Below are 19,325 nucleotides of genomic sequence, written 5' to 3' on the forward strand. Positions count from 1 at the left end.
CTCCTCAGCTCTGCGACACTTTTTGCGGAACATAAATGTTGGCCACCACTTCGCCCTGCGGGCGCACCGGCTGAAGGCGCGCAGGCGTTTCTTCCTGCGCCAGATCGAGGTGAGGGAACAGCAGTTCTCCGACGCGGTAGGCCTCTTCCAGATGCGGATAGCCGGAGAGAATAAAGGTGTCGATGCCCAGATCGGCGTATTCCTGCATGCGTGCGGCGACCGTCGGGCCATCGCCCACCAGCGCGGTGCCGGCGCCGCCGCGCACCAGGCCGATGCCGGCCCACAGGTTCGGGCTGATCTCCAGGTTGTCCTTCTTGCCGCCGTGCAGCGCCGCCATGCGCCGTTGGCCGACGGAGTCGAAGCGCGCAAAGGCCTGCTGCGCGTTGGCGATGGTTTCCTCATCGAGGTGGGCGATCAGCCGATCGGCGGCGCGCCAGGCCTCTTCGGTGGTTTCTCGCACGATGACATGCAGACGGATGCCGAAACGCACCTGTCGGCCCTTCGCCGCCGCTTTGGCGCGTACTTCCTCGATCTTCTCTTTGACCTGCGCCGGCGGCTCTCCCCAGGTGAGGTACATTTCTACCTGTTCGGCGGCCAGCTCCTGCGCGGCGGCGGAGGATCCGCCGAAATAGAGCGGCGGACGCGGTTGCTGCACCGGTGGGAACAGCAGCTTGGCCCCTTTCACCTGAATATGCTTGCCGTCGAAATCGACGGTTTCGCCTTCCAGTACCCGGCGCCAGATATGAGTGAACTCGGTCGAGGCCTCGTAACGCTCTTCATGACTGAGATGTAACCCCTCCGCCGCCAGCTCTTCCGGATCGCCGCCGGTGACCAGATTGAACAGCGCGCGCCCGTTGGACAGGCGATCCAGCGTCGCCGCCTGACGCGCCGCCAGCGTAGGGGAGATGATGCCCGGCCGCAACGCGACCAAAAATTTCAGCCGCTGGGTGACCGGGATCAACGAGGCGGCCACCAGCCAGGAGTCTTCGCAAGAGCGACCGGTGGGGATCAGCACACCGCCGAATCCCAGCCGATCCGCCGCCTGGGCGATCTGCTGCAAGTAACCGTGATCGACGCTGCGAGCGCCCTGCGCGCTGCCAAGATAGTGGCCGTCGCCATGGGTGGGTAAAAACCAGAAAACGTTCAGGCTCATCGTCAATGTTCCCCCGTATTTATTGCGCGCTTGGGCGCCAGATGCGTTGCGAGATGTCGACCTTCACCGGCACCAACCGGTTGGCGTAAAACAGGTCGGCGGTTTGCTGCTGCGCGGCGATCGTATGCGCATCTAGCGGTGTGATGGCGGTCGGGGGGCGGTGATCCAGATAGCTGGCGATCACCGGTTCCGGCAGCCCCATGGCGTTGGCCAGCAGGGTCACGCTTTGCGCCCGGTCGCTGCGGGTGAGTGCATCGGCCTGGGTTAGCACCGTCAGGACCTGGCTGATAAAGGCGCCATTGGCTTCGACATAGGGGCGCGCCGCCAGATAGAAGGAACCGGTCTGGTTTAGATCGGTGCCGTCGCCGAGCACCCGCACGCCGCCCTGCAGCAGCGCGGCGGAATAATAAGGATCCCAGATAGCCCAGGCATCGACGTTGCCCTGCTGGAATGCGGCGCGCGCATCGGCGGGCGTCAAATAGGCGGGCTGGATATCCGTAAATTTCAGTCCGGCCTTTTGCAGCGATCGCAGCAGCAGGTTATGTGAGCTGGATCCTTTCTGGAACGCGACCTTATGGCCTTTCAGATCGGCGACGGTTTTGATCGGGCTATTTTCTGGCACCAGGATTACTTCGGCCTTCGGTTTGGGCGGCTCAACGCCGACATACAGCAGATCCGCGCCGGCGGCCTGCGCAAAGATCGGCGGAATATCACCGGTGCTGCCCAGATCGATGCTGCCGACGTTCAAGGCCTCCAGCATCTGCGGGCCGGCGGGAAATTCAATCCAACTGATGCGGGTGGCGGGGAAGCGTTCCTCCAGCAGCCGGTGGCTTTTCGCCAGCACCAGACTCACCGATCCTTTCTGGTAACCGATGCGAAATTGCGCCGGATCCTGCGCGACGGCGGCGTTGGCCCAGACCAGCGACAGCAGGCCGGTGAAGGCTGCGGTGCTCAGCCAACGTCGCAAAGCGTTGCGTTGTTTCATTCAGGCCCTCCTTTTCCAGGCATGTCAGGCGGTTTGACGCGCCGTCAGCGGCGAGGCGACGCGCAGCGCGGGCGGTTTGCGGCGGCCAAGCGCCAAATAGAAACTGGCGAGCGCCTCTTCCAACCGGGCGGCCACGGCGTCGGTGAGCGTGGCGCTTTCGCCGGTCAGTTGGATCTGGCTGTCGTCGGCAAACACGCCGTGCAGCACCTCTTGCGCTTTCAGCGCCGCTAGCACCGGTTTCAGCGCATAGTCCACCGCCAGCATGTGGCCGACGGAACCGCCGGTCGCCAGCGGTAGCACCACCTTATGATCCAGCGCGCGTTCCGGCAGCAGGTCCAGCAGGGTTTTCAGCGCGCCGGAGAACGACGCTTTATAAACCGGCGTGGAAATCAGCAGGCCGTCGGCCTGCGCCAGCTGCTCGGCAAACGCCTTGATCGCCGGACTGTTGAAGTTGGCGTACAGCAGGTCTTCGGCGTCAAAGTTGTGCAGGGTATAGGCCGTCACTTCCACCCCTTGCTGCCGCAGCCAGTTCTGACTCAGCGAGAGCAGCGCGGCGGAACGTGATGGGATACGTGGGCTACCGGCCAGTGATATAACGCGCATTGCCACTCCTTATAACTAAAAGTTAGGTTTAATTAGAAAATCAATGGGAAGTGTTTTAAACCTACCAGCAACCGGGCGCGTTGTTTAAATCTCATTTTTTGATTTGGATATGCGCAAAAGCGGATTGGCGCCGATTTGGCGGTGAAGTGGGAAAACGATTGCGTAAAAACGGCTTTTTTTGCCTTTAATCAATTCCAATTAGGCGGGGGATACCGGATAATACGCCCCCGGTTTGCAACCGGGAAATCAGGAGAGTCCATGTACTACCCCCTCATCAGGAAAGCGTTGTTCCAGCTCGATCCGGAGCGCGCGCACGAAGTGACCTTTCGTCAGCTCAGCCGTATTACCGGCACCCCATTAGCGTTTCTTGTCCGTCAGTCCGTGCCGACCAAACCGGTCAGCTGCATGGGGCTGTCGTTTAAAAACCCGCTGGGATTGGCCGCCGGTCTGGATAAAAACGGCGAATGCATCGATGCGTTCGGCGCGATGGGCTTCGGCCATGTGGAAGTCGGCACCGTGACGCCGCGTCCGCAACCGGGCAACGACAAGCCGCGCTTGTTCCGCGTGGTTGAGGCGGAAGGCCTGATTAACCGTATGGGGTTCAATAACCATGGTGTGGACAATCTGGTTGAAAACGTTAAGAAATCCCATTTCGGCGGCATTCTTGGGATCAATATCGGCAAGAATAAAGACACGCCGGTCGAGCAGGGAAAAGACGATTATTTGATCTGCATGGATAAAGTTTATCCGTATGCCGGATATATCGCGATTAACATCTCTTCACCGAATACGCCGGGGTTACGATCCTTACAGTATGGCGAAGCGCTGGACGATCTTTTGGCTGCGATTAAAAATAAGCAGCAGGAATTACATGCGCGGCATCACAAATATGTGCCGGTGGCGGTAAAGATCGCGCCGGATCTTTCAGAAGAAGAATTGATCCAAATTGCCGATAGCCTGGTGCGGCATAATATCGATGGCGTGATCGCCACCAATACCACGTTGGATCGAAAATTGATCCAGGGGTTGAATTACTGCGAACAAGCGGGCGGGTTAAGCGGGCGTCCGTTGCAATCACGCAGCACCGAAGTGATCCGTCGTCTCTCCACCGAACTGCAGGGGCGCCTGCCGATTATCGGCGTAGGCGGCATTGATTCGCTGACGGCGGCGCGCGAAAAAATGGAGGCCGGCGCGAGCCTGCTGCAAATTTATTCCGGATTTATCTATCACGGCCCGCGTTTGATTAAAGATATCGTTACCCATATCTAATATTTTTCCTCTCATTTTATTCCGGGGGTTTATTTCTGCCCCCGGCTCGTCTATATTTTGTTCGTTAGCATAAATATCGTTCGCGGAATTATCCGATGTTTAAGCTATTTTATCGGTGATAAAATCGCCTTTTAGGGTGAGTGCGGCATTGGCATAGGCAGCGAGAAGGATACGAAATGAAGATAAAACCTGACGATAATTGGCGTTGGTATTTTGATGCCGAACACGATCGGCTAATGCTGGATTTAGCTAATGGTATGATCTTTCGTTCACGTTTCCCGGCCAAAATGTTAACGCCGGACGCCTTTGATGAATGCGCTTTTTGCGTGGATGACGCCGCCCTTTATTTCACCTATGAAGAACAGTGCAAGCAGGTCAAGCTGAGCCATGAACAGCGCGCCGAGCTGGTGTTGAATGCGCTGGTCGCCTATCGCTTCCTGAAACCGCTGATGCCAAAGAGCTGGCATTTCTCGCAGCAGCATTACCCGCTGCAGCCGAAAAATGGCGAGCTGGCGGCGGTGAAAGTGATGGAGAGCGGCGCGGAAGCGCGCTTGCTGGTGGTGGAGGCCGGGGATAACGCCAGCCTGTGCCTGCTGGCGCAAAATCAGCTGACGGTCGCTGGCCGTACCATGGTATTGGGTGACGCCATCAAGGTGATGCACGATCGGCTGAAACCCTGCGCGCAGGATGAAAGCGCCGCCCCGGCTTACGACAGGGCGGTATAAGGCGGATTACGCCAACGTCAAATCACTTTTCGGGATGCAGCTGCAGCACAGGATGGTGCCGTTGTCGCCCAGCGCGCTTTTCTTCAGGGGCGCGACTTCACCGCTCAACAACGTAATGCGGCAGCTGCCGCAAATCCCGGCGCGGCAGGAGTAAGGTACGCGGATGCCTTGCTGTTCCAACTGCTCGAGCAGGATCTGCTGGTTATTGCCGGTAAACACCTTGCCTTCATATTCGATCGTGACGCTGTGCGCGCTGTCTTGTGGCGCCTGCACGCTCTCTACCACTTTCCCGGCGCCATAAGGGCGCGGCGGCTTGGTCGACAGCACTTCCACCGTATCGCCCACGCGAATGATGCCGCTGTTGCGCGCGATCATATTCTGGCCAAAATCGATGTCGCCGTTGTCGGCGGAGCGGAATTTTTGCAGCGTGCTGAGCGGTTCGCCGCTCGGGTGCTTGCGGCCACGCTCGGTGCTGACGGTGGTAAGCACGCAGCGGCTGCAGGGTTTCACCAGATCGAACATCACGTCACCGACGCGGATCACCTGCCAGCCGTCTTCGGCCCAGGCGGTGGCGCCGCTCACCACCAGATTGGGGCGGAACTGCTCTAGCTTGATGCTGCCGGGGCAGCGCTGTTGCAGATCGTTGAACGAAGCCTGGTTAATCAGCAGATAAGGGTAGCCGTCGGCAAACGTCAGCGGGATTTCAGGGTGTTTCTTGACCCGGCGGGTCAGCTCCGGCCCCAGCCAGCGCAGCTGCACGTCGCGCTGGAAATAGCCGCTCAGCCAGCGGTTGATCTCATCTGGCGCAGTCAGCGCGGTGAAATGGTTGCCCCATACCTCGGTCGGCTGCGGCGCGGCGGCGAAGTCGCTGAAGCGAATGGCGGCGCTTTCACCGTCCGGCGCGGTCAGAAACAGCCCATCCGGCAACAGCGCCGGCGTGAACAACACCATCTGCGGATATTGGCGCGCGGTAATAAAGGTGCCGTCCGGCTCGGTGATCATAAAGTTGCGGTCGAAGGCCAGACCGCTGCTGCCGACCTGGGCGTAAGAAAGCTGCAGGCCGCGCAGTGATTTAACCGGATGGACGTAGAGTTTGGAAAGCGTGATCACCCTTATCTCCGTGCGATGATTAAATAGAAGGGAGCAACTTTATGACAAGCGGTGCGGATTAGCTATAATGCGCAACAATTTTCTTTTTGGTGATAAGTACGATATGAACTCTCTGTTTGCCAGCACGGCGCGTGGATTGGAAGAACTGTTAAAAAGCGAGCTGGAAGCGCTTGGCGCTCACGACTGCAAAGTGGTGCAGGGCGGGGTACATTTTCAGGGTGACGATCGTCTTCTGTACCAAAGCCTGCTGTGGAGCCGCCTGGCTTCGCGCATTCTGTTGCCGCTGAACGAATTCCGCGTGCACAGCGACCTGGATCTGTACCTTGGGGTGCAGGCGATCGACTGGCCGAGCATTTTTGGCGTGGATAAAACTTTTGCCGTGCATTTCAGCGGCGTGAACGAAGAGATCCGCAACAGCCAATATGGCGCGCTGAAGGTGAAAGACGCCATCGTCGACAGCTTCACCCGTAAACTTGACCAACGCCCGACGGTTGCCAAGCAGCAGCCGGATATTCGCGTTAACGTCTTCCTGCAACGCGATATGGCCAGCGTGGCGCTCGATCTGAGCGGCGAAGGCCTGCACCAGCGCGGCTACCGCGATCTCACCGGCCAGGCGCCGCTGAAGGAAAACCTGGCGGCCGCCATCGTGCTGCGCTCCGGCTGGCAGCCGGGCACGCCGATGCTCGATCCGATGTGCGGCTCCGGCACGCTGTTGATCGAAGCGGCGATGATCGCCGCCGATCGCGCGCCGGGTCTTCACCGTCAACACTGGGGATTCAGCGCCTGGAATGGCCACAACGCCGAACTGTGGCGTGAAGTCACCACCGAAGCACAGGTTCGTGCTCGCCGCGGTCTGCAGGAAACCGCCTCTCGCTTCTTCGGTTCCGATATCGATCGCCGGGTGATTGAGATGGCGCGCGGCAACGCCCGCCGCGCCGGCGTCGCCGAACTGATCACCTTCAACGTCGGCGACGTCGCGCGGTTGACCAACCCGCTGCCGGAAGGCCCGCACGGTACCGTGATCAGCAACCCGCCGTATGGCGAGCGTCTGGAAAGCGAACCGGCGCTGATCGCGCTGCACAACATGCTGGGCCGCGTGATGAAAAGCGCCTTCGGCGGTTGGCAGCTGTCGCTGTTCAGCGCCTCACCGGAGCTGTTGAGCTGCCTGCAGCTGCGCGCCGAGCGCCAGTTTAAGGCGAAGAACGGCCCGCTGGAGTGCGTGCAGAAAAATTATCAGCTGGCGGCAAGCCCGGCCGGTGCCGCTACCGGCGGCGTGCAGGTGGCGGAAGATTTCGCCAACCGTCTGCGCAAGAATTTGAAGAAGCTCGACAAGTGGGCGAAGCAACAAGGCATTGAATGCTACCGCCTGTACGATGCCGATCTGCCAGAATACAACGTCGCGGTGGACCGCTACGGCAGCAAGGTGGTGGTGCAGGAGTATGCGCCGCCGAAAACCGTCGATGCACAGAAAGCGCGTCAGCGCCTGTTCGATGTGATCAACGCGACGCTGGCGGTGCTGGAGCTGCCGTCGAATCAGCTGATCCTGAAAACGCGCGAGCGGCAGAAGGGCAAAAACCAGTACGAGAAACTGGCGCAGAAGGGCGAGTTCCTGCTGGTGGAAGAGTATAACGCCAAGCTGTGGGTCAACCTGACCGACTATCTCGATACCGGCTTGTTCCTCGATCACCGCATCGCGCGCCGTATGCTGGGCGAGATGAGCAATGGCAAGGACTTCCTCAACCTGTTCGCCTATACCGGCACCGCCAGCGTGCATGCCGGGCTGGGCGGCGCGCGCAGCACCACCACGGTGGACATGTCGCGCACCTATCTGGAATGGGCGGAGAAGAACCTGCGCGCCAACGGCCTGACCGGCCGTCAGCATCGATTGATCCAGGCCGACTGCCTGTCGTGGTTGAGCAACGCCAACGAACAGTTCGACGTGATCTTCATCGATCCGCCGACCTTCTCCAACTCCAAGCGGATGGAGAACACCTTTGACGTGCAGCGCGATCACCTGGCGCTGATGAAAGATTTGAAACGGTTGCTGCGCCGCAACGGGACCATCATGTTCTCGAATAACAAGCGCGGTTTCCAAATGGATATGGCAGGGCTGAGTGCGCTGGGCCTGGAGGCGAAAGAGATCACCGCCAAGACGCTGTCGCAGGACTTTGCCCGTAACCGTCAGATCCACAACTGCTGGCTGGTGACTCACGCCGGCGAAGGAAAATAATTACTATGTCGTTAATCAGCATGTCCGGCGCCTGGCTTTCTTTCAGCGATGCGCCACTGTTAGACAACACCGAAATTCATATCGAAGACAACGAGCGCGTGTGTCTGGTCGGGCGCAACGGCGCCGGTAAATCTACGCTGCTGAAGATCCTCGGCAAAGAGATCCCGCTGGATGACGGCCGGGTGATCTACGAACAGGATCTGATCGTGGCGCGTCTGCAACAGGATCCGCCGCGCAATATCGGCGGCAGCGTGTTCGACTTCGTGGCGGAAGGCGTTGCGGAGCAGGCAGAACACCTGAAGGCGTATCATGCGATTTCCCACCTGGTGGAAAGCGATCCGAGCGAGAAAAACCTGGCGCGCATGGCGCAAATCATGGAGATCCTCGATCACCAGGGACTCTGGCAGCTCGACAGTCGCATCAGCGAAGTGCTGCTGCAGCTGGGGTTGAACGGCGACGCAGAACTTTCCTCGCTGTCCGGCGGCTGGCTGCGTAAAGCGGCGCTGGGCCGTGCGCTGGTGAGCTCGCCGCGCGTATTGTTGCTCGACGAACCGACCAACCACCTGGATATCGAAACCATCGACTGGCTGGAAGGTTTCCTGAAAGAGTTCGACGGCAGCATCGTCTTCATCTCGCACGACCGTTCGTTTATCCGCAACATGGCGACGCGCATCGTCGATCTGGATCGCGGTAAGCTAGTTTCCTGGCCGGGCAACTACGATCTGTACCTGCAGAGCAAAGAAGAAGCGCTGCGGGTGGAAGAGCTGCAAAACGCCGAGTTCGATCGCAAGCTGGCGCAGGAAGAGGTCTGGATCCGTCAGGGCATCAAAGCGCGCCGTACCCGTAACGAGGGCCGCGTACGCGCGCTGAAGGCGCTGCGCGTCGAGCGTTCAGAACGCCGTGAAGTGATGGGCACCGCCAAGATGCAGGTGGAAGAGGCGACTCGCTCCGGCAAAATCGTATTTGAGCTGGAAGACGTCAATTATCAGGTTGGCGAAAAAGTGCTGGTGCGCGGTTTCTCCGCTCAGGTGCAGCGCGGCGACAAGATTGCGCTGGTGGGGCCGAACGGCTGTGGCAAAACCACGCTGCTGAAACTGATGCTCGGTCAGCTGAAAGCCGACAGCGGCCGCGTGCACTGCGGCACCAAGCTGGAAGTGGCTTATTTCGACCAGCACCGCGCCGATCTCGATCCTGAGCGCACGGTGATGGACAACCTGGCGGAAGGTAAACAGGAAGTAATGGTCAACGGCCGCCCTCGCCACGTCTTGGGCTACCTGCAGGACTTCCTGTTCCACCCGAAGCGTGCGATGACGCCGGTGAAGGCGCTGTCGGGCGGTGAGCGTAACCGCCTGCTGTTGGCTAAGCTGTTTCTGAAACCGAGCAATCTGCTGATCCTCGATGAACCAACCAACGATCTCGACGTCGAAACGCTGGAGCTGCTGGAAGAGCTGATCGACGGCTATCAGGGCACCGTGCTGCTGGTCAGCCACGATCGTCAGTTCGTCGACAACTCGGTGACCGAGTGCTGGATTTTCGAAGGCAATGGCGTGATCAAGGCCTTCGTCGGCGGTTACTACGATGCGCATCATCAGCGCGCGACGGCGAAACCGATTCGTCAGGCGGCGCCGAGCGCGAGCAAACCGGCGGCGGAGAAAAAGGCCGAACAGCCGAAGAAAGCGGCGGCCAAGCTGAGTTACAACCTGCTGCGTGAGCTGGAACAGCTGCCGCAGCGGCTCGAACAGCTGGAAGCGGAAATCGAAGCGCTGCAGGCGCAGATGAGCGATGCCGACTTCTTCACGCGGCCGCACAGCGAAACGCAAGAAGTGCTGACGGCGTTGGCTAACGCCGAGCAGGCGCTCGAGCAGGCCTTCGCCCGTTGGGAAGAGCTGGAAGCGATGAAAAACGGCTGACCGTTGCGATACCGCCCGCGCGCTGCTGCGGGCGGTATCGACGTGCCGGTGAGCAACGTTATTGAGGAGGAATATGGTGTGTTCCCACAACAATCATCAGCAGCATAGTCATTCCGCACCTTCGGCGGCGCAGCAGGATAACCTGATGCTGTGCCCGCAGTGCGACATGTTGGTGGCGCTACCGCCGCTGGCCTATGGCAGCAAAGCGGTATGCCCGCGCTGCAAAACCACGCTCAGCGCCCGCTGGGACGAACCGCGCAAGCGGCCGATCGGTTACGCGCTCAGCGCCTTGTTCATGCTGGTGCTGGCCAACATTTTCCCGTTTATCAACATGCGCGTCGCCGGCCTCGGCAACGAAATCCGGCTGATTCAAATCCCGGAAGTCATGGTGGCGGAAGACTACGCCAGCATGGCCACCTTGTTTATGGTGTTCGTGCAGCTGATCCCGGCATTTTGCATGGTGGCGATCATCCTGCTGTGCGCCAAAGTGCGTTTGCCGCTGGGACTGAAAGAGTGGATGGCCCGGGTGCTGTTCCAGTTCAAAACCTGGTGCATGGTGGAGATTTTCCTCGCCGGGGTGCTGGTCAGCTTCGTCAAGCTGATGGCCTATGGCGATATCGGTATCGGCAGTAGCTTCGTGCCTTACTGTCTGTTCTGCCTGCTGCAGGTGCGCGCTTTCCAATGCGTGGATCGGCGCTGGCTGTGGCAGGACATCGAACCGGCACCGCGTCTCGATCGCCCGCTGACGGTAGGACGCACCGGCATGCGCCAGGGCGTGCGCTCCTGCGCGTGCTGCACGGCGATCCTGCCGGCCGATCAGGTGAGCTGCCCGCGCTGCCACACCAAGGGCTACGTGCGTCGCCGCCACAGCTTGCAGTGGACGCTGGCGCTGCTGGTGACCTCCATCATGCTGTATATTCCGGCCAACCTGATGCCCATCATGGTGACCGAGGCGCTGGGTAACAAAATGAACTCCACCATCATGGCGGGGGTGATCCTGCTGTGGGGGGACGGCTCTTATCCGGTAGCGATGGTGATTTTCATCGCCAGTATCATGGTGCCGTCGCTGAAAATGTTGGCGATCGGCTGGCTGTGTTGGGACGCCAACGGCAGGAAGAAACCGCGCGCCGACAGCGAGCGCATGCACCTGATTTATGAAGTGGTCGAGTTCGTTGGCCGCTGGTCAATGATCGACGTGTTTGTGATCGCCGTGTTGTCGGCGTTGGTGCGAATGGGGCAGTTGATGAGCATTTATCCCGCGACGGGCGCCGTGCTGTTCGCGCTGGTGGTGATCCTCACCATGTTCGCCGCCATGACATTTGATCCCCGGCTGACCTGGGATCGCGCAAGTGAAACAATCAACAAGGAGCCGCAAGGTGACGGAAAATAATCATAGCGTCGCGGACGTCGAGAAGATCAAACGCTGGTCGCCGGTGTGGATCATTCCCATCGTGACCGCGCTGATCGGCGCCTGGATCCTGTTTTACCACTTTAGCCATCAGGGGCCGGTAGTGACGCTGGTGACTACGACGGCGGAAGGGCTGGAAGCGGGTAAAACCAAAATCAAAAGCCGCAGCGTTGACGTCGGCGTGGTGGAAACCGTCACGTTGAGCGATGACCTGAGCAAGGTGATGGTGCAGGCGCGTCTTAATTCCGGCATGGAGAAATTGCTGCGCCAGGATTCCGCCTTCTGGGTGGTGAAGCCGCAGATCGGCCGTGAAGGCGTTTCCGGGTTGGGGACGCTGCTCTCCGGCGCCTATATCGAACTGCAGCCGGGCAACAAAGGCAAAGACGGTAAAGACAACTACCAGCTGCTCGACGCGCCGCCGCTGGCCTCTCCGGATGCCAAAGGGCTGCGTATCGTGCTGGACAGCGAGAAATCAGGCCAGCTTAACGCCGGCGATCCGGTGCTGTTCCGCGGTTATCGCGTCGGGTCGGTGGAAACCAGCTATTTCGATCCCAAAGCGCGCGCCATGCGCTATCAGCTGTTCATCACCGCGCCTTACGATCAGTTGGTCACCACCAACGTGCGCTTCTGGAAAGACAGCGGCGTGGCGTTTGACATGTCGGCGCAGGGCATGCGGGTAGAGATGGGATCATTGACCACGCTGTTCAGCGGCGGCGTCAGCTTCGACGTGCCGGACGGCTGGGATCGCGGCGAACTGGCGAAAGAGAAGGCGGAGTACCAGCTGTTCGACAACCAGCGCAGCACGCAGGATTCGCTGTATACCGTACATAAGGATTACCTGCTGTTCTTCTCCGACTCGGTACGCGGCCTGCAGCCGGGCGCGCCAGTCGAGTTCCGCGGCATCCGTCTGGGTACGGTGGCGCAGGTGCCGTTCTATAAAGACGGCATGGCGCAGCGTCTGGATAACGATTACCGCATTCCGGTGCTGATCCGCATCGAGCCGGATCGCTTCCAGAAACAGCTGGGCGGCAACTTCGATATCGAAGGGCACTTGAAAGACGCCGAGTCCCGCGGCATGCGCGCCTCGATGAAGTCCGCCAACCTGCTGACCGGTTCGCTGTATATCGATCTCGACTTCTATCCGCAGGAGAAACCGTGGAAAGGGCCGCGCGAGCTGTTTGGTTATCCGCTGATGCCAACCACCAGCGGCGGTCTGGCGCAGATCCAGCAGAAACTGATGCAGACGCTGGACAAGATCAACGCGATGCCGATCAATCCGATGATCAACGAGGCGACCAAGACGCTGGCGGAAAGTCAGAAAACCATGAAGTCGACGCAGCAGACCATGAAGTCGTTGAACGACATCATCGCCAGCAAAGAGATGCAGGCGCTGCCGCAGGACATGCAGAAAACGCTGCTGGAGTTGAACCGCAGCATGAAAGGGTTCCAGCCAGGTTCGCCGGCTTACAACAAGATGGTGGGCGACATGCAGCGCCTCGATCAGGTCTTGCGTGAGCTGCAACCGGTGTTGCGCACCCTGAATGAGAAGAGTAACGCGCTGGTGTTTGAAGCCGCCGGCAGTAATGACCCTCAGCCGAAGAAGGCCACGAAATGATGAAATGGATCCCGGTAGCCCTGGCGCTGTTGCTTAGCGCCTGCAGCAGTTCGCCACAGAAGACTTACTATCAGTTGCCGGCGCTGGGCGCGCCGGCCGCGGCCAGCAGCAGCGGCGCCTCCACGCGCCAGCTGTGGCTGGAGCACGTGAGCGTGGCGGATTATCTGGCGCAGAGCGGCGTGGTGTATCAGACCAACGACGTGCAGTATGTGATAGCCCAGAACAACCTGTGGGCCAGCCCGCTCGACCAGCAGCTGCAGCAAACGCTGGTCACCAACCTGAGCAGCGCGCTGCCGGGTTGGGTGGTCTCTTCGCAGCCGATGAGCAGCGATCAGGATGTGCTGAACGTGACCATCAGCGGCTTCCACGGCCGTTTTGACGGCAAGGCGATCATTCGCGGCGAGTGGGTGCTGAACCGCCAGGGGCGCTTGATCAAACGGCCTTTCAGCCTGGAGCTGAAACAGGGTGAAGACGGCTATGATGCCCTGGTGCGCACTCTGGCGCAGGGGTGGCAGCAGGAAGCCCAGGCTATCGCCGCACAGATGGGCGGCATTTAGTCATAATTTGGTCTAAAATCGTCTAATCCCTGTCGCCGTGGAAATTCGTTTTTTCTCGCTGGCAGGGATTTCTATTTCATTTCAATTGGTTAACTCCTTCCCCGGCAGATCAGCCACTTAGCACCTTCCTCGGGCGTAGCTCACAAATATGACATTGGCGTGAATTTTGCGCATTGATCTTCTCTTCTTTTAGCGCTATTGATTACTCGTGGCTGCGCAAAAAGCAGCCATTGTTTTCTTTCCACCAGACCAAAATGAGGGAAACGAGGCATGAAGAGACAGAAACGCGATCGTCTGGAAAGGGCGCATTCGAGAGGGTATCAGGCAGGTATTTTAGGGCGTTCCAGGGAACATTGTCCCTACCAATCATCGGTGGACGCCCGGTCTCAATGGCTGGGAGGTTGGCGAGAAGCCATGGAAGACAGGGCTGTGACCGCTTAAGCGGCTCCCTGTCAAATAAAAGGAATAACCTCCGCCCTTTGGCGGAGGTTTTTGTTTCAGGCGTTTATTTATCCTGCCAGCGCTTCAGCAAAATACTCGCATTCACGCCGCCAAAGCCGAAGCCGTTTGATAAGGCGTAGGTCATATTCATCGATTCCGCCTGTTTCGCGACCAGATGCAAGCCTGCCGCCGCCGGATCGGGGTTATCCAGATTTAGCGTGGCAGGGGCTATCTGATCGCGCAGAGCCAAGGCGGTAAAGATGGTTTCCAGCCCGCCGGCGGCGCCCAGCAGGTGCCCCGTCGCTGATTTTGTTGAGGTCACGGCGACAGTCCCGGCCGTGCCAAACAGGTGTTTGATGGCGTTGATTTCGCCCAAATCCCCTACGGGTGTCGATGTCGCGTGCGCATTTAAATGCTGTACCTCCTCGGGAACGACGTTCGCCTGCTTCAACGCGATTTTCATCGCCCGATAGGCGCCGTTGCCGTCTTCAGCGCCGGATGTCATGTGGTAGGCGTCGGCGCTGGTGCCATAGCCGACGATTTCCGCGAGCGGGGTGGCGCCGCGCGCCAGCGCGTGTTCCAGCGTTTCAATCACCAGCATGCCGGCGCCTTCCCCCATGACAAATCCGTCCCGGGCGCTGTCGAAGGGCCGAGAGGCCTGTTGCGCCAATTCGGCCGGCGCGGTGGACATGGCGCGCGCGGCGGCGAACCCGCCCAGGCTGACGGTATCTATAGCGGCTTCGGTACCGCCGCACACGGCGATATCGGCTTCATCATTGCGGATCATACGCACTGCGTCGCCAATGGCTTGCACGCCGGCGGCACAGGCGGTGACCGGCGCGCCAATCGGCCCCTTGAAGTGGTGTTTGATTGAAACGTGGCCGGCCGCCAGATTGACCAGGAATGAGGGGATGGTGAACGGCGACAGCCGCTTGGCGCCGCGGCTGTCGGTTGTGCGCACCGCCTGGGCAATCGCCGGGAAACCGCCAATACCCGAGGCAATGACGGTGGCTGTGCGCTCTTGTTTTTCGTCCGTATCGGCTATCCAGCCGGCCTGACGAATGGCTTCATCCGCCGCCGCCATAGCAAACAGGATAAAGCGGTCCATTTTCTTTTGGTCCTTGGGGGCGACGGAGGCGTCGGGGTTGAAGCCCGCTTCAGCATCTTGCGCCAGCGCCGGGACTTGTCCTCCGACCTTGACCGGTAAATCTGCAACGATCTCGTCAGGCAACGCTCGAATGCCGGATTCTCCTTTTAACAAACGTTGCCAGATGGCTTCAACACCGCACCCTAGCGGTGAAACGGCGCCCATGCCGGTAATGACGATACGACAATTGCTCATGATGGCTCCTTGGTAAATTCGGGTAAATCGGCGAGGCGCCGCTGCCGCATCAGTTCGGCGCGTTGATATATGCCATCGCTTGCCGCCGGCCCTGGCGCCAGCGTAATGAACTGCGGCGGCACCGGCTGTTGGGTATCACGATTGACCAACTGGACTTGGATCGGCCGATCGTTGCGTCCGTCGACCAACAGGGCGCTGACGTCCCCGTCGGTCAGATGATTGTTGCCCCATTGTGAGAGCGCCGCCAACACCGGGAGAAAATCGTTGCCGCGCTCAGTAAGCAGGTAGTGATAGCGCACCGGCCGCGTTTGATAACGTTCTTTATACAGAATGCCGTGGGCCACCAAATCCTTCAGGCGACGCGCCAGTAGCGTGGGTGACATCCCCAGACTTTGTTGGAATTCGTCGAATTTGGACAACCCCTGAAAGGCATCACGCAGGATCAGAATGCTCCACCATTCCCCGACGCGATCTAATGAACGCGCGACGGGGCAAGGTGCATCGCTAAAGCGGGTTTTTTGCATACCTTTCTCACTAAGTACAATAATTGTAGTTACTATGCTAGTCATGTTAGAGGATCTTGAGGGGCAAGAGAATAACCGGATGCAAAAAAAGCGCTATTGCACTGATGCGGGTAGTGAGGGAGGCCGTCTTTCAGGCTGCCTATTGCTTTGGCCGCTTCGGGTAAGAATAGGGTAGAGACCTATGAGGGAAGACATTTCGGTGAAGGGCGATGAAATAAGGTACACCCAGCATCAATGCCAACGTGATGAGATATTCCATAACGCCGACGGCGGCTAAAAGAAGATGCGGATAGTCTTTGAAAGCCGGGAAGGGTAAGAGAAAGAAATGCCATCACGTTTCGACGTGATGGCATGCGAAGAGCGTTAGAAGAGAAGGCAGTGGCCGCCTTCTCGCCAGCGTGATTAGAATGCGGTGGTATCTTTGAACAGGCCCACTTTCAGATCGGTGGCGGTATAGATCACTTCACCGTCAACCAGCACTTCGCCATCGGCGACGCCCATGATCAGTTTGCGGGTAATGACGCGTTTGAAGTTAATACGATAGGTTACCTTCTTCGCGGTTGGCAGCACCTGGCCGGTGAACTTGACTTCACCGACGCCCAGCGCGCGGCCTTTGCCTTCGCCACCCAGCCAACCGAGGTAGAAACCGACCAGCTGCCACATCGCATCCAGGCCCAGGCAGCCAGGCATGACCGGATCGCCGATAAAGTGGCAACCGAAGAACCATAGGTCAGGATTAATATCCAGTTCCGCTTCCACATAACCTTTGTTGTGAGTCCCGCCGTCTTCGGTCATTTTGACCACGCGGTCCATCATCAACATGTTACCCGCCGGCAACGGTGGGCCACCGGCGCCGAACAGCTCGCCACGGCCGGATGCTTCGAGGTCTTCTTTCGTATAGGAATCGCGTTTATCTACCATGTTCTCAGTAAGCCTTATTTTAATGAAGGACGCAGGTTAGCTAACACGTGTACGCTGAACAAGTCCGATCAGCCGTGGTTGAACCAGTTGAGCCAGCGTAGCGGCCACGGACGGCGGCGTTCCTGCAGGCTCACCTGCGCAATCCGTTCCTGAATGGCCGCCAACAAATTCGGCTGTTGTTCGTCAGAGTAGAGGCAACCTGTGAGCAAAGGCAAGGCTTCCGCCGCGCGCTCTACCGCCCACAGATGGAATTGCCCTTCGCGTACCGCGTCGACGATATCCTGGCGCAAGCACAGGTGGCGCACGTTGGTTGCGGGCAAGACGACACCCTGTTTGCCCGTCAGGCCGCGGCGTAAACAAACCTCGAAGAAACCTTCGATCTTTTCGTTAACGCCACCTATCGGCTGTACGTTGCCAAATTGGTCGACGGAGCCGGTGACGGCGATCTGCTGGGTGATCGGTTGCTGTGACAGGGCGCTGATCAATGCGCACAGCTCAGCCAGCGAGGCGCTGTCACCGTCCACTTCACCATAAGATTGCTCAAAGACGATGGAAGCGGAGAAGGGCAGTTGCTGATCAAGATCCAGTTCGGCGATCAGGAACGCCTGCATGATCATCATGCCTTTAGCATGCAGGTTGCCGCCCAGTTCGGCTTTGCGCTCGACGTCGGTGAACTCGCCGTCGCCGAGATGCACAACGCAACTGATGCGCGACGGTTCACCAAAGCTGCGTGGATGGCCCGGATAATCCAGGACTGACAGACCATTGATCTGCCCCACCACTTCGCCCTCGGTCTCAATCAGGATCTGACCCAGCTCGATCTCATCCTGCATACGCTCGGCCAGATAGCTTTCACGCCATTCGCGGGCATTTAACGCCGCTTCAAGCGCTTTGGCCGTAATGCGGTCCTCTTCGGCATACAGTGCGGCTTCGGACAGTTGCTGGCCAAGCCAAACCGGCGAAAGTGGCAGGATGCCCTGGTCGCCACTGTAACGCACTGCCTGAACGACCAGCGGCGGCCAGGCGTCGGTCGCCAGCATCGGCAACTGCTGGTCGGCAATCACGCCGTTGACGTAGCCGCACCACTGCGTCATATCATCAATTTCAGTCAGCTGCAGGTCGTCTTCGAATTCACCGTAGATCGCTTGTTCACTCAGCTCAGGCTCGATATCGTGAAAATCGGCCAGGCCGTGACGATCGCCGACCACAATCAGCCGCAGATCCAGCGGCATCGGCGGAATAGCAACCGGCAGCGGGCGGGTTTCGTCTGGCGAAACCCAATGGAACTCACGCTGGCCGATCATCTGCTTCAGCCGCAGCCACAGTAACGGCTGAGCAAGCAGCGCACGTGCCGACAGAATCAGAATGCCGCCGTTGGCCTGGTGCACCAGACCCGGCTGTAGGGTAATGTCGCCATTGTGGATCCGTACGCAGCCAAACAGCTGTTCCGGTTCAATCCACTCCTGGAACAGGCAAGCACCGCCGGCGGCGAAAGGTTCATCGCCACGGCTGGCCGGTTCTACGCTGACCTTGCCATCGTGAATGACATAGTGGCTGCCGCAGCATGCCGTGTTTTTCGGCAGTAGGGGTTTGACGGCGTTAGCAGCCAGTTCCAGATACTCTCGCGTTTCTTGCGCTTTCAACAGCATGAAACGCGGTGGCGATTGAGGGTGGCAAAATAGCGTCAGGGCATTTTCCAGCCGAGGCTGAATGGCGGAAAAGGGCACGGGTGCCAACTGAGCGGCGGTATCAAATATCGCCTGATAAGGCGTTACGTCCGGCAATAAAGATTGCCATTCAAGTCGGTTATTGGTCAAAGTGTTAGATGCAATCGTTAAAAAGGGAAAGGGCGATTATACAAGAATAACGGCGGCTTGATACATGCGGAGTGCCAGTTGGCATCAGGGAGTTTGACATCACGCGGTGACTGTGCAAAAAACAGTCTAAAAGACGGCTTAATTGCCGGGGAAATTCGGCGCAAAGCTGTTATGCTTATTTGAAGTTACGCGGTCACTGAAGAGCTCAAGATGAAATATCAGCAACTGGAAAATCTAGAGAGCGGTTGGAAATGGAAGTACCTGGTGAAGAAGCACCGGGAAGGGGAGCTTATTACCCGCTACATTGAAAACAGCGCTGCTCAGGAAGCGGTTAACGAGCTGCTGAAGCTGGAAAATGAGCCGGTAAAGGTACTTGCATGGATTGCCGCTCATATGAATCCGGAACTGGATAACCGGATGAAGCAAACAATCCGCGCCCGCCGCAAACGTCATTTTAACGCAGAACATCAGCATACGCGTAAAAAATCTATCGATCTGGAGTTTTTGGTTTGGCAACGATTAGCTGCCCTGGCGCGCCGCCGTGGCGTTACGCTTTCGGAAACCGTCGTGCAACTTATCGAAGACGCTGAACGCAAAGAAAAGTATGCAAACCAGATGTCATCGTTGAAAGAAGACTTGAAGGCGATTCTTGGCAAAGATCCCAAGTAAGTGCGTGAGAGCGCCTTTGTGGCGTTTGGCCTTGAAGGGTTGTGGC

At 58.7% G+C, this 19,325-nt stretch carries 17 protein-coding genes; 9 read left to right on the forward strand and 8 right to left on the reverse strand.

What is annotated here, in order from left to right:
- Nucleotides 1-4 precede the first annotated feature (4 nt).
- The 3 genes from ssuD to ssuE are packed head-to-tail and all read right to left on the reverse strand — an operon-like array spanning nucleotide 5 to nucleotide 2,741.
- Entirely contained in the window at nucleotides 5-1,153 is a 1,149-nt protein-coding gene (ssuD, locus tag ACJ8J4_RS13850; RefSeq protein WP_060447461.1) for an FMNH2-dependent alkanesulfonate monooxygenase, read from the reverse strand.
- Nucleotides 1,154-1,172: 19 nt separating this feature from the next.
- On the reverse strand, nucleotides 1,173-2,138 hold the full coding sequence (locus tag ACJ8J4_RS13855; RefSeq protein ID WP_147823337.1) for a sulfonate ABC transporter substrate-binding protein: 966 nt from the start codon (nucleotides 2,136-2,138) through the stop codon (nucleotides 1,173-1,175).
- 24 nt (nucleotides 2,139-2,162) lie between these two features.
- A complete protein-coding gene (gene ssuE, locus ACJ8J4_RS13860; RefSeq protein WP_197835390.1) occupies nucleotides 2,163-2,741 on the reverse strand; it encodes an NADPH-dependent FMN reductase in 579 nt (192 codons plus the stop codon).
- Nucleotides 2,742-2,999: 258 nt separating this feature from the next.
- On the opposite strand from ssuE, the gene pyrD reads away from it, so the two are divergent.
- Both pyrD and ACJ8J4_RS13870 read left to right on the forward strand, forming a co-directional pair.
- Nucleotides 3,000-4,010, forward strand: coding sequence for a quinone-dependent dihydroorotate dehydrogenase (gene pyrD, locus ACJ8J4_RS13865; protein ID WP_019454516.1), 1,011 nt, complete (start codon nucleotides 3,000-3,002; stop codon nucleotides 4,008-4,010).
- A gap of 176 nt (nucleotides 4,011-4,186) precedes the next feature.
- The gene (locus tag ACJ8J4_RS13870; protein ID WP_004928171.1) at nucleotides 4,187-4,735 is read left to right on the forward strand and encodes a cell division protein ZapC; all 549 of its coding nucleotides are present in this window, start codon (nucleotides 4,187-4,189) and stop codon (nucleotides 4,733-4,735) included.
- Nucleotides 4,736-4,741: 6 nt separating this feature from the next.
- Here the strand turns inward: ACJ8J4_RS13870 and ACJ8J4_RS13875 are convergent, their stop codons facing one another.
- Complete coding sequence (locus ACJ8J4_RS13875; protein WP_016928298.1) at nucleotides 4,742-5,845, reverse strand: YcbX family protein; 1,104 nt, start codon at nucleotides 5,843-5,845, stop codon at nucleotides 4,742-4,744.
- Between the two features lie 103 nt (nucleotides 5,846-5,948).
- Between ACJ8J4_RS13875 and rlmKL the strand changes: the two genes are divergently transcribed.
- From rlmKL to rmf, 6 genes are all read left to right on the forward strand, one after another.
- Entirely contained in the window at nucleotides 5,949-8,075 is a 2,127-nt protein-coding gene (gene rlmKL, locus ACJ8J4_RS13880) for a bifunctional 23S rRNA (guanine(2069)-N(7))-methyltransferase RlmK/23S rRNA (guanine(2445)-N(2))-methyltransferase RlmL (RefSeq protein ID WP_025302302.1), read from the forward strand.
- 5 nt (nucleotides 8,076-8,080) lie between these two features.
- Nucleotides 8,081-9,985 carry an ABC transporter ATP-binding protein gene (locus ACJ8J4_RS13885; RefSeq protein ID WP_025302303.1) on the forward strand — a complete coding sequence of 635 codons (1,905 nt, stop codon included), beginning with the start codon at nucleotides 8,081-8,083 and terminating at the stop codon, nucleotides 9,983-9,985.
- Nucleotides 9,986-10,058: 73 nt separating this feature from the next.
- Entirely contained in the window at nucleotides 10,059-11,375 is a 1,317-nt protein-coding gene (gene pqiA / locus ACJ8J4_RS13890; RefSeq protein ID WP_071826107.1) for a membrane integrity-associated transporter subunit PqiA, read from the forward strand.
- Nucleotides 11,362-13,008, forward strand: a complete 1,647-nt coding sequence (gene pqiB / locus ACJ8J4_RS13895; protein ID WP_025302305.1) for an intermembrane transport protein PqiB — start codon at nucleotides 11,362-11,364, stop codon at nucleotides 13,006-13,008. The genes pqiA and pqiB overlap by 14 nt, the downstream gene beginning before the upstream one ends.
- Nucleotides 13,005-13,565 (forward strand): membrane integrity-associated transporter subunit PqiC, encoded by a 561-nt coding sequence (gene pqiC, locus ACJ8J4_RS13900; protein ID WP_043137613.1) that lies wholly within the window; start codon nucleotides 13,005-13,007, stop codon nucleotides 13,563-13,565. Before pqiB ends, pqiC begins: the two co-directional genes overlap by 4 nt.
- 270 nt (nucleotides 13,566-13,835) lie before the next feature.
- Nucleotides 13,836-14,006: a ribosome modulation factor gene (gene rmf / locus ACJ8J4_RS13905; RefSeq protein ID WP_004928150.1), complete on the forward strand. Its 171-nt coding sequence runs from the start codon at nucleotides 13,836-13,838 to the stop codon at nucleotides 14,004-14,006.
- A 64-nt stretch (nucleotides 14,007-14,070) separates the two neighbouring features.
- Here the strand turns inward: rmf and fabF are convergent, their stop codons facing one another.
- From fabF to ACJ8J4_RS13925, 4 genes are all read right to left on the reverse strand, one after another.
- Complete coding sequence (fabF, locus tag ACJ8J4_RS13910) at nucleotides 14,071-15,348, reverse strand: beta-ketoacyl-ACP synthase II (protein WP_043137608.1); 1,278 nt, start codon at nucleotides 15,346-15,348, stop codon at nucleotides 14,071-14,073.
- Nucleotides 15,345-15,872, reverse strand: coding sequence for a winged helix-turn-helix transcriptional regulator (locus ACJ8J4_RS13915; protein WP_025302308.1), 528 nt, complete (start codon nucleotides 15,870-15,872; stop codon nucleotides 15,345-15,347). Before ACJ8J4_RS13915 ends, fabF begins: the two co-directional genes overlap by 4 nt.
- 402 nt (nucleotides 15,873-16,274) lie before the next feature.
- Nucleotides 16,275-16,793 (reverse strand): bifunctional 3-hydroxydecanoyl-ACP dehydratase/trans-2-decenoyl-ACP isomerase, encoded by a 519-nt coding sequence (fabA, locus tag ACJ8J4_RS13920; protein WP_004928144.1) that lies wholly within the window; start codon nucleotides 16,791-16,793, stop codon nucleotides 16,275-16,277.
- Between the two features lie 68 nt (nucleotides 16,794-16,861).
- Nucleotides 16,862-18,610, reverse strand: a complete 1,749-nt coding sequence (locus ACJ8J4_RS13925) for a Lon protease family protein (RefSeq protein WP_264383906.1) — start codon at nucleotides 18,608-18,610, stop codon at nucleotides 16,862-16,864.
- A 210-nt stretch (nucleotides 18,611-18,820) separates the two neighbouring features.
- Here ACJ8J4_RS13925 and matP point away from each other — a divergent pair, with 210 nt between their 5' ends.
- Nucleotides 18,821-19,279, forward strand: a complete 459-nt coding sequence (matP, locus tag ACJ8J4_RS13930) for a macrodomain Ter protein MatP (protein ID WP_004928138.1) — start codon at nucleotides 18,821-18,823, stop codon at nucleotides 19,277-19,279.
- Nucleotides 19,280-19,325: the final 46 nt, after the last annotated feature.

This window comes from Serratia sp. CY47280 (genome assembly GCF_052168655.1).
Taxonomy (GTDB): domain Bacteria; phylum Pseudomonadota; class Gammaproteobacteria; order Enterobacterales; family Enterobacteriaceae; genus Serratia; species Serratia bockelmannii.

Coding starts and splice junctions, on each gene's coding strand:
- ssuD (WP_060447461.1), bottom strand. CDS start 1,153: ATGAGCCTGAACGTTTTCTGGTTTTTACCCACCCATGGCGACGGCCAC.
- ACJ8J4_RS13855 (WP_147823337.1), bottom strand. CDS start 2,138: ATGAAACAACGCAACGCTTTGCGACGTTGGCTGAGCACCGCAGCCTTC.
- ssuE (WP_197835390.1), bottom strand. CDS start 2,741: ATGCGCGTTATATCACTGGCCGGTAGCCCACGTATCCCATCACGTTCC.
- pyrD (WP_019454516.1), top strand. CDS start 3,000: ATGTACTACCCCCTCATCAGGAAAGCGTTGTTCCAGCTCGATCCGGAG.
- ACJ8J4_RS13870 (WP_004928171.1), top strand. CDS start 4,187: ATGAAGATAAAACCTGACGATAATTGGCGTTGGTATTTTGATGCCGAA.
- rlmKL (WP_025302302.1), top strand. CDS start 5,949: ATGAACTCTCTGTTTGCCAGCACGGCGCGTGGATTGGAAGAACTGTTA.
- ACJ8J4_RS13885 (WP_025302303.1), top strand. CDS start 8,081: ATGTCGTTAATCAGCATGTCCGGCGCCTGGCTTTCTTTCAGCGATGCG.
- pqiA (WP_071826107.1), top strand. CDS start 10,059: ATGGTGTGTTCCCACAACAATCATCAGCAGCATAGTCATTCCGCACCT.
- pqiC (WP_043137613.1), top strand. CDS start 13,005: ATGATGAAATGGATCCCGGTAGCCCTGGCGCTGTTGCTTAGCGCCTGC.
- rmf (WP_004928150.1), top strand. CDS start 13,836: ATGAAGAGACAGAAACGCGATCGTCTGGAAAGGGCGCATTCGAGAGGG.
- fabF (WP_043137608.1), bottom strand. CDS start 15,348: ATGAGCAATTGTCGTATCGTCATTACCGGCATGGGCGCCGTTTCACCG.
- ACJ8J4_RS13915 (WP_025302308.1), bottom strand. CDS start 15,872: ATGCAAAAAACCCGCTTTAGCGATGCACCTTGCCCCGTCGCGCGTTCA.
- fabA (WP_004928144.1), bottom strand. CDS start 16,793: ATGGTAGATAAACGCGATTCCTATACGAAAGAAGACCTCGAAGCATCC.
- matP (WP_004928138.1), top strand. CDS start 18,821: ATGAAATATCAGCAACTGGAAAATCTAGAGAGCGGTTGGAAATGGAAG.